16 protein-coding genes are annotated in these 12,108 nt (G+C 73.1%); 8 read left to right on the forward strand and 8 right to left on the reverse strand.

The window, feature by feature from the left end:
• Positions 1 to 8 precede the first annotated feature (8 nt).
• Genes J4G33_RS00115 through J4G33_RS00125 form a run of 3 tightly spaced genes read left to right on the forward strand, consistent with a single transcriptional unit; the run spans position 9 to position 2,211 of the window.
• Entirely contained in the window at positions 9 to 1,340 is a 1,332-nt protein-coding gene (locus J4G33_RS00115; RefSeq protein WP_208053881.1) for a SufS family cysteine desulfurase, read from the forward strand.
• On the forward strand, positions 1,337 to 1,891 hold the full coding sequence (gene sufU, locus J4G33_RS00120; protein WP_208053882.1) for a Fe-S cluster assembly sulfur transfer protein SufU: 555 nt from the start codon (positions 1,337 to 1,339) through the stop codon (positions 1,889 to 1,891). Before J4G33_RS00115 ends, sufU begins: the two co-directional genes overlap by 4 nt.
• A complete protein-coding gene (locus tag J4G33_RS00125; protein ID WP_208053883.1) occupies positions 1,888 to 2,211 on the forward strand; it encodes a metal-sulfur cluster assembly factor in 324 nt (107 codons plus the stop codon). The genes sufU and J4G33_RS00125 overlap by 4 nt, the downstream gene beginning before the upstream one ends.
• A gap of 20 nt (positions 2,212 to 2,231) precedes the next feature.
• Here J4G33_RS00125 and J4G33_RS00130 read toward each other — a convergent pair whose 3' ends face one another.
• From J4G33_RS00130 to J4G33_RS00140, 3 genes are read right to left on the reverse strand one after another with little or no spacing between them, the layout of a single operon-like run.
• Entirely contained in the window at positions 2,232 to 2,876 is a 645-nt protein-coding gene (locus tag J4G33_RS00130; RefSeq protein WP_208053884.1) for an energy-coupling factor transporter transmembrane component T family protein, read from the reverse strand.
• Positions 2,873 to 3,610 (reverse strand): energy-coupling factor ABC transporter ATP-binding protein, encoded by a 738-nt coding sequence (locus tag J4G33_RS00135; RefSeq protein ID WP_208053885.1) that lies wholly within the window; start codon positions 3,608 to 3,610, stop codon positions 2,873 to 2,875. Before J4G33_RS00135 ends, J4G33_RS00130 begins: the two co-directional genes overlap by 4 nt.
• 13 nt (positions 3,611 to 3,623) lie before the next feature.
• On the reverse strand, positions 3,624 to 4,247 hold the full coding sequence (locus tag J4G33_RS00140; protein WP_208053886.1) for a biotin transporter BioY: 624 nt from the start codon (positions 4,245 to 4,247) through the stop codon (positions 3,624 to 3,626).
• A 179-nt stretch (positions 4,248 to 4,426) separates the two neighbouring features.
• On the opposite strand from J4G33_RS00140, the gene J4G33_RS00145 reads away from it, so the two are divergent.
• Both J4G33_RS00145 and J4G33_RS00150 read left to right on the forward strand, forming a co-directional pair.
• Positions 4,427 to 6,025: an ABC-F family ATP-binding cassette domain-containing protein gene (locus J4G33_RS00145; protein ID WP_208053887.1), complete on the forward strand. Its 1,599-nt coding sequence runs from the start codon at positions 4,427 to 4,429 to the stop codon at positions 6,023 to 6,025.
• Between the two features lie 93 nt (positions 6,026 to 6,118).
• On the forward strand, positions 6,119 to 6,361 hold the full coding sequence (locus tag J4G33_RS00150; RefSeq protein ID WP_208053888.1) for a helix-turn-helix domain-containing protein: 243 nt from the start codon (positions 6,119 to 6,121) through the stop codon (positions 6,359 to 6,361).
• Between the two features lie 12 nt (positions 6,362 to 6,373).
• Here the strand turns inward: J4G33_RS00150 and J4G33_RS00155 are convergent, their stop codons facing one another.
• From J4G33_RS00155 to J4G33_RS00165, 3 genes are read right to left on the reverse strand one after another with little or no spacing between them, the layout of a single operon-like run.
• On the reverse strand, positions 6,374 to 7,261 hold the full coding sequence (locus J4G33_RS00155; RefSeq protein WP_208053889.1) for an SURF1 family cytochrome oxidase biogenesis protein: 888 nt from the start codon (positions 7,259 to 7,261) through the stop codon (positions 6,374 to 6,376).
• Positions 7,254 to 7,499 carry a hypothetical protein gene (locus J4G33_RS00160; RefSeq protein ID WP_372434933.1) on the reverse strand — a complete coding sequence of 82 codons (246 nt, stop codon included), beginning with the start codon at positions 7,497 to 7,499 and terminating at the stop codon, positions 7,254 to 7,256. The genes J4G33_RS00155 and J4G33_RS00160 overlap by 8 nt, the downstream gene beginning before the upstream one ends.
• Positions 7,496 to 7,843: a DUF3099 domain-containing protein gene (locus J4G33_RS00165; protein ID WP_208053890.1), complete on the reverse strand. Its 348-nt coding sequence runs from the start codon at positions 7,841 to 7,843 to the stop codon at positions 7,496 to 7,498. Before J4G33_RS00165 ends, J4G33_RS00160 begins: the two co-directional genes overlap by 4 nt.
• 131 nt (positions 7,844 to 7,974) lie before the next feature.
• Here J4G33_RS00165 and fabG point away from each other — a divergent pair, with 131 nt between their 5' ends.
• The 3 genes from fabG (at position 7,975) to J4G33_RS00180 (ending at position 10,095) form a co-directional block, all read left to right on the forward strand.
• A complete protein-coding gene (gene fabG / locus J4G33_RS00170; protein WP_208053891.1) occupies positions 7,975 to 8,697 on the forward strand; it encodes a 3-oxoacyl-ACP reductase FabG in 723 nt (240 codons plus the stop codon).
• 85 nt (positions 8,698 to 8,782) lie between these two features.
• Positions 8,783 to 9,550, forward strand: coding sequence for an enoyl-ACP reductase FabI (fabI, locus tag J4G33_RS00175; protein WP_208053892.1), 768 nt, complete (start codon positions 8,783 to 8,785; stop codon positions 9,548 to 9,550).
• Complete coding sequence (locus J4G33_RS00180; RefSeq protein ID WP_208053893.1) at positions 9,547 to 10,095, forward strand: SixA phosphatase family protein; 549 nt, start codon at positions 9,547 to 9,549, stop codon at positions 10,093 to 10,095. The genes fabI and J4G33_RS00180 overlap by 4 nt, the downstream gene beginning before the upstream one ends.
• Before the next feature lie 28 nt (positions 10,096 to 10,123).
• Here the strand turns inward: J4G33_RS00180 and serB are convergent, their stop codons facing one another.
• Both serB and J4G33_RS00190 read right to left on the reverse strand, forming a co-directional pair.
• Positions 10,124 to 10,786 (reverse strand): phosphoserine phosphatase SerB, encoded by a 663-nt coding sequence (gene serB / locus J4G33_RS00185; RefSeq protein ID WP_307793602.1) that lies wholly within the window; start codon positions 10,784 to 10,786, stop codon positions 10,124 to 10,126.
• A gap of 17 nt (positions 10,787 to 10,803) precedes the next feature.
• Positions 10,804 to 12,045: a glucose-1-phosphate adenylyltransferase gene (locus J4G33_RS00190; RefSeq protein WP_208053894.1), complete on the reverse strand. Its 1,242-nt coding sequence runs from the start codon at positions 12,043 to 12,045 to the stop codon at positions 10,804 to 10,806.
• Between the last annotated feature and the right edge of the window lie 63 nt (positions 12,046 to 12,108).

Consider the following 12,108-nt stretch of genomic DNA (forward strand, 5'->3'; position numbering starts at 1 on the left):
GGAGCACCATGACTGCCGTCCTCGAGCCGCAGGCCTCGGCGCCGCGACCGGAGCTCACGGCGGCCGAGCTGACGGCCGTCCGTGCGGACTTCCCGCTGCTCGCACGAACCGTGCGCGGTGGGCGGCCGCTGGTGTACCTCGACTCCGGGGCCACGTCGCAGAAGCCCGACGTCGTGCTGGACGCCGAGCAGGACTTCTACACCCAGCGCAACGCCGCGGTGCACCGCGGGGCGCACCAGCTCGCCGAGGAGGCGACCGAGGCCTACGAGCAGGCCCGGCTCGAGGTCGCTCAGCTCGTGGGGGTCCAGGCCGAGGAGATCGTCTGGCTGCCCAACGCGACCGCGGGCATCAACCTCGTCGCCTACGCGTTCTCGAACGCCACGGCCGGCCGTGGGGGGCAGGCGGCCCGGCGCTTCGTGCTCGCCCCGGGGGACGAGATCGTCGTGACCGAGGCCGAGCACCACGCCAACCTCGTCCCGTGGCAGGAGCTGTGCGCCCGCACCGGGGCGACGCTGCGGTGGATCGGTGTCCACGACGACGGGCGCCTGCGCACCGAGGACCTCGCGACGGTCGTCACCGAGCGGACCAAGGTCCTCGCCTTCACGCACGCCTCGAACGTGACCGGGGCCGTGACCGACGTCGCCGCCTTCGTCCGACGGGCGCGCGAGGTCGGGGCGCTCACGGTGCTCGACGCGTGCCAGAGCGTCCCGCACCTCCCGGTGGACCTGGCGGCCCTCGGCGTCGACCTCGCTGCGTTCTCGGGGCACAAGATGCTCGGCCCCACCGGGGTCGGTGCCCTCTACGGCCGGCGCGAGGTCCTCGAGGCCATGCCTCCGGTCACCACGGGTGGGTCGATGGTCGAGGTCGTGACCATGGAGACGACCACCTACGCGCCGCCGCCCCAGCGCTTCGAGGCGGGCTCCCAGATGGTCGCCCAGGCGGTGGGCATGGGGGCGGCTGCTCGCTACCTGCGTGAGCTCGGCATGGAGGCGGTCGCCTCCCACGAGACACGGATCGCCGGGCTGCTGCTCGAGGCCGTGACCCAGGTCCCCGGGGTGCGCGTCCTCGGCCCGCTGGACACCCAGGAGCGCCTCGCGGCCGTGTCCTTCGTGGTCGACGGGGTGCACGCGCACGACGTCGGCCAGGTGCTCGACGACGCGGGGGTCGCGGTCAGGGTCGGTCACCACTGCGCGCAGCCCCTGCACCGTCGGCTGGGGGTCGCGGCGAGCGCGCGTGCCTCGGCCGCGGTGTACACGACGGACCAGGAGGTCGAGGTCTTCGCCGAGGCTCTCGCGGCCGTGCGCCCGTTCTTCGGCCTGACCGACGGAGGCGCCGCATGAGCTCGATGGAGCAGCTCTACCAGCAGCTCATCCTCGACCACGCCAAGTCGCCTCACGGCAAGGGACTCACCGACGGGCACGCGGCCGAGTCCTTCCAGGTCAACCCGACCTGCGGGGACGAGGTCAGGCTGCGCGTGCACCTGGCCGAGGGGGCAGACCCGGCACAGATCGACCGCGTGAGCTGGGAGGGGCAGGGGTGCTCGATCTCCCAGGCCTCGATCTCCGTCATGAGCGAGCTCGTCGAGGGGGTCCCTGTCCCCTCGGCCGAGGTGCTCGGGGAGACCTTCCGCGCCCTGATGCGTGCCCGTGGGGAGGGGCTCGAGGAGGAGGCCGAGGACCGGCTCGGCGACGCGACGGCCTTCACCGGTGTGGCACGCTACCCCGCACGCATCAAGTGCGCCCTGCTGGGATGGGCCGCCCTGCGCGACGCCCTGGCCCAGTCCGGGGCGCTGGACCTGCCCGGCCAGGAGAGCACCCCTGCGCCTGCCTCGCCCGTTCCCGCGGCGTCGGTCGGCACGGACCCCGCAACCCCTCAGGAGGACCACGCATGACCACCACGACCCCACCCACCGCGGCCGACGTCGAGGAGGCCCTGCGCGACGTCATCGACCCCGAGCTCGGGATCAACGTCGTCGACCTGGGCCTCATCTACGGGGTCGCCCTCGACCCCAACAACCACGCTGTGATCGACATGACCCTCACCTCGGCAGCCTGCCCGCTGACCGACGTCATCGAGGACCAGGCCGGCCAGGCCCTCGACGGGCTGGTCGACGGCTTCCGGATCAACTGGGTCTGGATGCCGCCGTGGGGACCCGAGAAAATCACCGACGACGGTCGCGAGCAGCTGCGCGCCCTCGGCTTCAACATCTGACACCGGGCGCGGAGCGGACCTCAGTCGCCGACACCGCGCGCCGCGAGTGCCTCTCCCGTGCTGCGCGCCCGCGCCACGGCGCGCACCGCGGCCGGGGCCAGGGTCGCTCGCGGGTCGCGCTCGAGCCCGCGGGCCCGAGCGGCCTCGCGGACCTCGGTCGCGGTCTGGAGGAGGCCTGGCACGGCACGGAGCATGAGTCCGATCGCCATGGCCAGGACCTCGGGGCGCAACCCCACCCGGCGGAGCGGCCCGAGTCCGCGGACCAGGGCGTCGAGCAGCTCGTCGGCCCGGGTGGTCGCCGTGACGACCGTGGCGGCCAGGACCAGGGTCACCAGGTCGAGGCCCACCTCGAGGCCGACCGCGGGGCCGCGCTGCCACACCTGGTAGGCGCCGACCGTCGCTGCCGTCAGCAGGACGGGGAGCACGGCTCGGGTGGTCGACCGCAGGGGGAGACGGGCGCTCACGGCGGTCGCCACCGTGACCAGAGCCAGCGCCAGGGTCGTCACGACTCCCGTGAGCGCCACCACGGCGATGCCCAGCACGCCCAGCCCGGCCACCTTGGGTCCCGGGCCCACCCGGTGCAGCCACGAGCTCCCGGCGTGGAACAGCCCGAGCGGACCGGTCCACGGCGGCCGCCGCGGTCCCTGGGCCCGGCGCCGTCTCATCCGGTGGTCGCCCCCGACGCCATGAGGTCACGGTAGAGCGCGACGGCCTGCTCGGGATCGCCGTCGTGGACGACCTGGGCCTGGTCGACGACGAGCACCCGGTCGGCGCGTGCTGCGGCCTCGAGGTCGTGGGTCACGAGCAGGACCTGCTGCGGCAGCCCGTCGAGGAGGTCGTCGACCACGCGGCGCCAGCGCAGGTCCAGCAGGGTGGTGGGTTCGTCGCACACGAGGACGGCGGGCTCGGTGGCCAGCACGCCGGCCAGGGCGAGGAGCTGCTTCTGACCACCGGAGAGGGCAGAGACGGGGAGCTCGGCGCGCTCCGCCAGGCCGAAGCGGGCGAGCACCTGTCGGGCCCGGGCGGTCCGGGCGGCGCGATCGAGGCCGAGACGACGTAGGGAGAGCGCGACGTCCTCGACAGGGGTGGGCATGACGAGCTGGGCGTCCGGGTCGGTGAAGACGAAACCGACCCGCCGCCGCACCGCTGCTCCGTCGGTCGCGGTGTCCGCCCCGTCGACCAGCACCCGCCCCGAGGACGGCAGGGCCAGGCCGTTGATCAGGCGCGCCAGGGTGGACTTGCCCGAGCCGTTGGCCCCGATGACCGCGATCCGGCGCTCGGCGAGGGTGCACGTCGTCGGGTGCAGGAGGGTCACCACCTGCTCGTGCCCACCCGACCCCCGCTCCTCGGGCTGGGCGGGGGCGTAGGCGGTGACGCCCGCCTGCTCGAGCTCGATCACGGCGAGAGGCGGGTCAGCGTCGGGCGCGGAGCAGGTCGGGGAACGCGCGGAAGACCGCGGTCGCGACCACGGCCGCGAGGGCGTTCTTGATGACGTCGCCGGGCAGGAAGGTGGCCCCTGCCGTGATCGCCTCGGCGGGGGACAGGCCGAGGCGCGCCCCCATGACGCTGATCCCGAGGGGGTGGATGAGCAGGAGGCTCGCGAGCGTGGCTGCCGCGAAGGCGCCCAGCGGCAGCAGGGACCGGCGTACCGAGCTCAGGCGCGTCATGACGTAGCCGGCCAGCGCGGCAGCCAGGGGGAAGGCGAGCAGGTAGCCGAGGGAGGGCTTGCCGAGAACGGCGAGCCCACCCGTGCCCCCGGCGAAGATCGGCAGGCCCGCGAGGCCGACCGCGAGGTAGAGCAGGACGGCGAGCGTGCCGCGCCGGGGTCCCAGCACGAGGCCCGCCAGCATCACCCCGAAGGTCTGCAGGGTGATGGGCACGGCCATGCCCGGCAGGACGATCGCGGGGAGGATCGCGCACACCGCGATGAAGGCCGCGAAGGTCGAGACCAGGGCGAGGTCGGCGGTCGCGGACCTCGCCGCGAGGACGGGGCGTGCCGGCTCGGGCGTGGTGCCCTCGTCGGGGACGGCAGACATGGGCGCTCCCTGGTCGTGGAGGACGGATGGGCTCGGGCGCCGAGACGCGGAAGGGCCTCGGGTCGCCCGCACGGACGGATCGGGGCCGTCGCGGTCGATGGTCACGCTAGCCGGTCGTACGATGGGGGGCGTTTGTGCCCGTACACAAGAGCGCCGGGTGCCTGTCGGAGGATTCCTCAGTGCTGACCGCTCATGACCTCGAGCTGCGCGTCGGCGTCCGCGAGCTGCTGACGACGACCTCCTTCCAGATCGCCCCTGGCGACCGGATCGGGCTGGTCGGCCGCAACGGCGCGGGCAAGACGACCCTGACCAAGGTGCTCGCGGCCGAGGGCCAGCCCTCGGCCGGACGGGTCGTGCACACGGGTGAGGTCGGCTACCTCCCGCAGGACCCTCGCACCGGGGACCTCGACGTCGAGGCCATGGACCGGATCCTCTCGGCCCGAGGGCTCGACGTCCTGGTGCGCCAGATGCGGGACACCGAGGGCGAGATGGCCAGCGCCGACGACCACACCCGGGACACCGCCATGGACCGGTACAGCCGGCTCGAGGAGCGGTTCACTGCGGCCGGGGGGTACGCGGCGGAGAGCGAGGCGGGGCGCATCGCGGCGAACCTCGGTCTCGACGAGCGCATCCTGGGCCAGACCCTCGGGACCCTCTCGGGTGGCCAGCGTCGACGGGTCGAGCTCGCCCGGATCCTCTTCTCCGGGGCCGACACCCTCATGCTCGACGAGCCGACCAACCACCTCGACGCCGACTCGATCGTCTGGCTCCGCGAGTTCCTGCGGGACTACTCGGGCGGCTTCCTGGTGATCAGCCACGACACCGACCTCATGCGCGCCGTGGTCAACAAGGTCTTCCACCTCGACGCGACCCGCGCCGAGCTGGACCAGTACAACCTGGGCTGGGACGCCTACCTGCTCCAGCGCGAGACCGACCAGCGCCGACGCAAGCGCGAGCGTGCCAACACCGAGAAGAAGGCGTCCGCGCTCCTCGCCCAGGCCGACAAGATGCGTGCCAAGGCGTCCAAGGCGGTCGCCGCCCAGAACATGATGCGCCGCGCCGAGCGGATGATGGCCGGCCTCGAGGAGGAGCGCGTCACCGACAAGGTCGCCAAGCTGCGCTTCCCTGACCCGGCGCCCTGCGGCCGGACCCCGCTGACGGCCGAGGGACTGAGCAAGACCTACGGCTCTCAGGAGGTCTTCACCAATGTCGACCTCGCGATCGACCGAGGCAGCCGCGTGGTCATCCTCGGCTTCAACGGCGCGGGCAAGACGACGCTGCTGCGCCTGCTGGCGGGGGTCGAGGAGCCCGACACTGGCGAGGTCGTCCCCGGGCACGGGCTCAAGATCGGCTACTACGCCCAGGAGCACGAGACCCTCGACGCCAGCCGGACCGTCGTCGAGAACCTCCGGCACGCGGCCCCCGACCTGACCGACACGCAGGTGCGCTCGGTGCTGGGCTCCTTCCTGTTCTCCGGGGACGACGCCGACAAGCCCGTGCGCGTCCTGTCGGGTGGTGAGAAGACCAGGCTCGCCCTGGCCGCTCTCGTGGTGTCCGCCGCGAACGTGCTCCTCCTCGACGAGCCGACCAACAACCTCGACCCCGCGAGCCGGGCCGAGATCCTCAGCGCCCTGCACGGCTACGCCGGTGCGGTGGTCATGGTGACCCACGACGAGGGGGCGGTGGAGGCCCTGGCACCCGAACGAGTGGTGCTATTGCCCGATGGGGACGAAGATCTGTGGAACGACAGCTACGCCGAGCTGATCTCGCTCGCGTAGCTCGTCCTGATCGGGCCTGCGCGTCCGGTCCGGCCAGGACGGTCGCCGGGGCCCGTCCCGACGACGTCCCGGACCGGCGCCAGGAGGACGACCATGGACCAGAAGCTCCCCAAGGGGTCACGGATCACCGGTGAGGGCCGGCAGGACCTCACCGCGAGGCTGGTCGAGCGGTACAGCCGCGGCGAGAGCATCCGATCCATGGCCGAGGACATCGGCCGCTCCTACGGGTTCGTCCACGGGGTGCTGGTCGACGCCGGCGTCTCGATGCGCAGCCGCGGGGGAGCGACCCGTGGTGCTGCGGCGGAGGCCCGCAGGGCCGGCCTGCGCGAGCCCTGACCCTCGGCCGTCTCAGACCTGCTGAGCATCCAGCAGGGCGTCCTCCTCCTCGTCGTCCACCGTCGGGCGACGACGTCGGCGGGCAGGGCGGTCGGTCGCTGACGCTCTGGCGAGGGCGAGCTCGTCGTCCTCCACCTCGGCTGCACGCTCGCGACGGAGCAGGACGACGCCGCCACCCAGGGCCCCGAGGGCGAAGACCCACCACTGGAACGCGTAGGACAGGTGCGACCCCAGGTCGGTCGAGGGCCGGGCGAGGGCTCCCAGGTCCACCGGGGCGCTGCCGTTCTCGGTCATGAGGGAGCCGTAGGCGTCGAGGGTCGCGTCGGCGGCCCACCGGCCACCCCCGGCCTCCCGGACCTGGTCCGTGGAGATGGTGTGGACCTGGCCCGCAGGGGCGTCACGGGTGGCCGGGGCCTCGTCGGCCCGCAGGCGAGCGGTGACCTCGACCACCCCGGTGGGGGCTGCGGGCTCGAGGGCGGGTCCGCTGCCCCGGGCGGCGGTCGGCACCCAGCCCCGGTCCACCACGAGGACCTCCCCGGCGAGCGGCCCCGCGCTGATCTCGAGGGGGGTCAGCACGTGGTAGCCGGGCTGGCCTCCCACCGGGCGGTTGCGCAGCAGGACCGTCGACTCGTCGTCGTAGGTGCCCTCGAGGGTCACCGGCTGCCAGACCGCGTCCTCGGGCAGCGGCTCGCCCGGGGTGAGGACCTCGGCGACCGGGAGCGCGGCGGCCTCGTAGTTGCTCCGCACGATCTCGACGGCAGCGCTCCGGTCGGCGTGGCGGTTCCACTGCCACAGCCCGGCCGCGACGCAGATGCCGGCCACCAGGAGGGCGACGCCCAGCACGGCGGCAGCGCGTCGCGCGTCGTGCCCTGCGGGCGTCGGGGGTACCGGTTCAGCCATCGCTGGGGGCGAGGTCCTCGACGCGCACGGTGTCGCGGTGGAATCCGCGGGCGGAGAGGAACTGCTCGAGGTGGGATCGGTGGTGGTCGCAGGCCAGCCACACCTTGCGCCGGTCGTCCGTGTGCAGGCGAGGGTTGTTCCACCGCAGGCCCCAGGAAGCACCGCTGCGGCAGCCCCGGGCGCTGCAGCGCATCTCCTCGGGGGTGGGCCCGGCCTCGGGCTGCAGGAAGCCACTCACCCGCGACGGCCCTCCTCGGTGCCCAGGCCGGCCAGCGGAGGGGCGGCGGGAAGGCTCGGCGGCGGGACGTAGCTGCCCGGGTCGGTGCCGCGCTCGCGCCCGGCGTTGGCCAGCAGCACCGCGATGTAGGGCAGGACCACCGCGGCAGCCAGCAGGGCCCAGCGGATCCAGTGGTCGATCATCACGGCGGCGAGGAAGCAGACCACGCGGATCGACATCTGCGCGAGGTACCGCTGCGACCGCCGGGTCAGGTCGTCCGTGAGGGAGGTGGGCGCGGCGGTGATCCGCTGGACCTCGTCGTCGGACCGACGGCCCCGCGGATCGCGCTCGTCCCGGTTCCTCACCACACGAGTCTAAACACGCGCACGGCTCGATCCCTTCCCGCTCCGGAGTCCGGGCCGTGGGGGCGCCGTCCGGCCGTGGTCGGCTAACGTCAGGGCCGACCGTCCCGGCCCACCCAGTTCAGGAGACCTCCGTGCCCGAGAGCACCACGACCCCGCGCAGCGTCCTCGTGACCGGGGCGAACCGCGGCATCGGCCGCGCGATCGCCGAGCGCTTCGTGGCCGCGGGGGACCGCGTCGCGACGATCTACCGCAGCGGCGACCTGCCCGAGGGCGTGCTCGGCGTCGTCGGCGACATCACCGACACGGCCGCGGTGGACGCGGCCTTCACCGAGGTCGAGGCGGCCCACGGTCCGGTCGAGGTGCTCGTCGCCAACGCCGGGGTCACCCGGGACCAGCTCCTCATGCGGATGAGCGACGAGGAGTTCGAGCAGGTGCTCGACGTCAACCTCACGGGCACCTTCCGGTGCGTGCGCCGGGCCTCGAAGGGCATGATCCGGCTGCGGCGCGGCCGCATCGTGCTCATCTCCTCGGTGATCGGGCTCTACGGCGGCGCCGGGCAGGTCAACTACGCGGCCTCCAAGGCCGGGCTCGTCGGCATGGCCCGCTCGATCACCCGCGAGCTCGGGGCCCGGAGCATCACCGCCAACGTGGTCGCGCCCGGGTTCATCGACACCGCGATGACCGCGGCCCTGCCCGAGGACCGTCAGACGGCGTACCGTGCGGCCATCCCCGCGGGGCGCTTCGCCCAGCCCGACGAGGTGGCCGGAGTCGTCCAGTTCCTCGCCTCGCCTGACGCCGCGTACATCTCGGGGGCAGTGATCCCGGTCGACGGCGGCCTCGGCATGGGGCACTGACGGCTCGGCCGCCAGCGGAGCACGACCGACCTCAGCACCGACCTCTCGACCAGCAGGACCGACACGCTCCACGAAGGGAACCACCATGGGTCTGCTCGACGGCAAGAAGCTCCTCGTCACCGGGGTGCTCACGGACTCCTCGATCGCCTTCCACGTGGCGCGCCTCGCGCAGTCCGAGGGGGCCGAGGTCGTCCTGACCTCCTTCGGTCGGCAGATGCGCCTGACCCAGGCCATCGCCAAGCGACTGCCTGAGCCGGCCCCTGTCGTCGAGCTCGACGCGACCTCGAGCGAGGACCTCGAGGCCCTCGCCGACCGAGTCCGTGAGCACACCGGTCACCTCGACGGTGTCGTCCACTCGATCGGCTTCGCCCCGCAGTCCGTCATGGGCGGCAACTTCCTCGCGGGGGAGTGGCCCGACGTCGCGACGGCGGTGCAGGTCTCGGCCTTCTCCCTCAAGGCGCTGACCGTGGCCGCCCAGCCGCTCATGGTGCGTGGGTCCGCGGTGGTCGGTCTGACCTTCGACGCGCGGTACGCCTGGCCGGTCTACGACTGGATGGGTGTCGCCAAGGCGGCCTTCGAGTCCACCGCGCGCTACCTGGCGCGCGACCTCGGCCCCGAGGGCATCCGGGTGAACCTGGTCTCGGCCGGCCCGGTGCGGACCACCGCGGCCAAGTCGATCCCGGGCTTCGAGGCGATGGAGGGGGGCTGGCCCGAGCGTGCACCCCTCGGCTGGGACGTGCGCGACCCTGAGCCCACGGCCCGCGCGGTGGCTGCGCTGCTGTCGGACTGGTTCCCGGCGACCACCGGCGAGATCGTGCACGTCGACGGCGGCTTCCACGCCATGGGGCTGTGACCCCCTCGGGGGAGGGGGCGCCCCGGCGCCTCGTGCTGCTGCGGCACGCCAAGGCCGAGACGGCCGGTGGTACCTCGGACGAGCTCCGGCCGCTGTCACTGGTCGGCCGACGCCAGTCCCAGCAGGTCGGCGCCCGCCTTCTCCAGGCCGGCCTCGTGCCGGGGCACGTGCTCGTCTCCTCGGCGCTGCGCACACGCCAGACGTGGGAGCTGCTCCGGGGGGCACTCGGTGAGGACGCGTCCCCGGTCGTCGAGGTCCAGGACCTGCTCTACGAGGCGCGCACCACCGACGTGCTCGAGCTGGTGCACGGCGTGGACCCCGAGGTGCGCACGGTGCTCGTCGTGGGGCACGAGCCGACCATGTCCGCGACCACGGCGGTGCTGGCTCGCACGCCCGAGGTGACGGGAGCGCCCGACGCGGGCGATCTCGCCCAGGTCCGCACCGGGCTGTCGACGGCGACCTTCGCGGTGCTCGAGGTCGAGGACTGGGCAGGGGTCGGACGAGGGACGGCGACGCTGCGCGAGGTCGTCCGCCCCGCCGACTGACTTCTCCGGCCCGGAGGGGACCTGCGGATCAGGGGATCAGCCGTCGGTCGATCTCCTCGAGCACGGCGTCCAGGGGCTGGTCGAGGATCGCGACGTCGGCCTGGGCGCAGACCACGGGCTTGGCGTTGAAGGCGATGCCCAGCCCGGCGAGGGCGAGCATGGCGAGGTCGTTGGCCCCGTCGCCGATCGCGATGGTCCGGGCCAGCGGGACCCCCTCGGCCGCGGCGAGCTCGCGCAGGGCGGCAGCCTTGGCCTCGCGGTCCACGACGGGCCCGCGGACGCGGCCGGTCAGGTGCCCGTCGTGGACCTCGAGCCCGTTGGCCCGGACGAAGCCGATGCCGAGCTCCTCGGCCAAGGGCTCGACGAGCTCGCGGAAGCCGCCGGAGACCAGCCCCACCGGCCAGCCACGACGGTGCAGCTCGGCCATGAGCCGCCGGGCCCCAGGGGTGAGCTCCATCTCGGTGCGCACGGCCGCGAGGACCTCGGCGGGCAGCCCGGCCAGGGTCGCCACCCGCGCGTGCAGGGACTCGGCGAACTCGATCTCGCCCTGCATCGCGCGCTCGGTGATCGCGGCGACCTCGGCCCGCGACCCCGCGTGGGCCGCGAGCATCTCGATCACCTCGCCGGTGATGACGGTCGAGTCCACGTCGAGCACGACGACGTGGCGGGGACGGTCCTGGGTCGTGGGCACGCGGGAAGGGTAGTCGCTCAGTCCTCGACGACGGTCCCCTTGGGTACCACCGTGATCCCGGACTCGGTCACCGTGAACCCGCGGGCGCGGTCGTGCTCGGCGTCGATCCCCACCCGTGCACGCTCGGAGACCACGACGTTCTTGTCCAGGATCGCGTGGTGGACCTGGGCGTGGCGCCCCACCGTGGCGCCGTCGAGCACGACCGAGTCGCTGACCGAGGCCCACGAGTGCAGGTAGACCCCGGGGGACAGGACCGAGCCGGAGACCGTCGCCCCCGAGACGATGACCCCGGGGGAGACCAGCGAGTCCGAGGCGTGCCCCAGGCGACCCGGTCCGGCGTGGACGAACTTGGCGGGAGGGAGGCCCGAGTAGCCCGTGAACAGCGGCCAGGCGGTGTTGTAGAGGTTGAACACCGGCATCACCGAGATCAGGTCACGGTGCGCGTCGTAGTAGGAGTCCAGGGTCCCGACGTCGCGCCAGTACTGGCGGTCGCGGTCGGTCGACCCGGGCACGTCGTTCCGGATGAAGTCGTACACGCCGGCCGTGCCCTTCTCGGCGAAGTACGGGGCGATGTCCCCACCCATGTCGTGCCGGGAGGTGGGGTTGTCGGCATCGCGGGAGACGGCCTCGACCAGGGCGTCGGCGTTCGCCACGTAGTTGCCCATCGAGGCGAGGATCTCGTGCGGGGAGTCCGGCAGGCCCACGGGGTTGGCAGGCTTCTCGCTGAAGCCCGTGATCCGCTCGGGGTCCTCCGCAGAGGTCTCGATCACCCCGAACTGGTCGGACATCTCGATGGGCTGGCGGATGCCCGCGACGGTGAACTCGGCCCCCGAGGCGATGTGGGCGTCCACCATCTGGTCGAAGTCCATCCGGTACACGTGGTCCGCGCCGACCACGACGACGATGTCGGGACGCTCGTCCGCGATGATGTTGAGGCACTGGAAGATCGCGTCGGCGCTGCCCAGGTACCAGTGCTTGCCCACCCGCTGCTGGGCGGGGACCGGGGCCACGTAGTTGCCGAGCAGCGGGGACATCCGCCACGTCTTGGCCACGTGGCGGTCCAGGCTGTGGGACTTGTACTGGGTGAGCACCACGATCTGCAGGTACTTGGAGTTCACGAGGTTCGACAGCGCGAAGTCCACCAGCCGGTACATGCCGCCGAAGGGCACCGCCGGCTTGGCGCGGTCCTGCGTGAGCGGCATCAGCCGCTTCCCCTCGCCGCCGGCGAGGACGATGGCCAGGACTCGAGGGGCTCCCATGGGTCGACCCTAGGGCTGCGAGGCCCGCTGAGCCAGACGGGAGGCCCGCGGGGCGCTAGCGTG

The sequence above is a fragment of the Actinotalea soli genome (genome assembly GCF_017565425.1).
In the GTDB taxonomy this organism is placed as follows: Bacteria; Actinomycetota; Actinomycetes; order Actinomycetales; family Cellulomonadaceae; genus Actinotalea; species Actinotalea soli.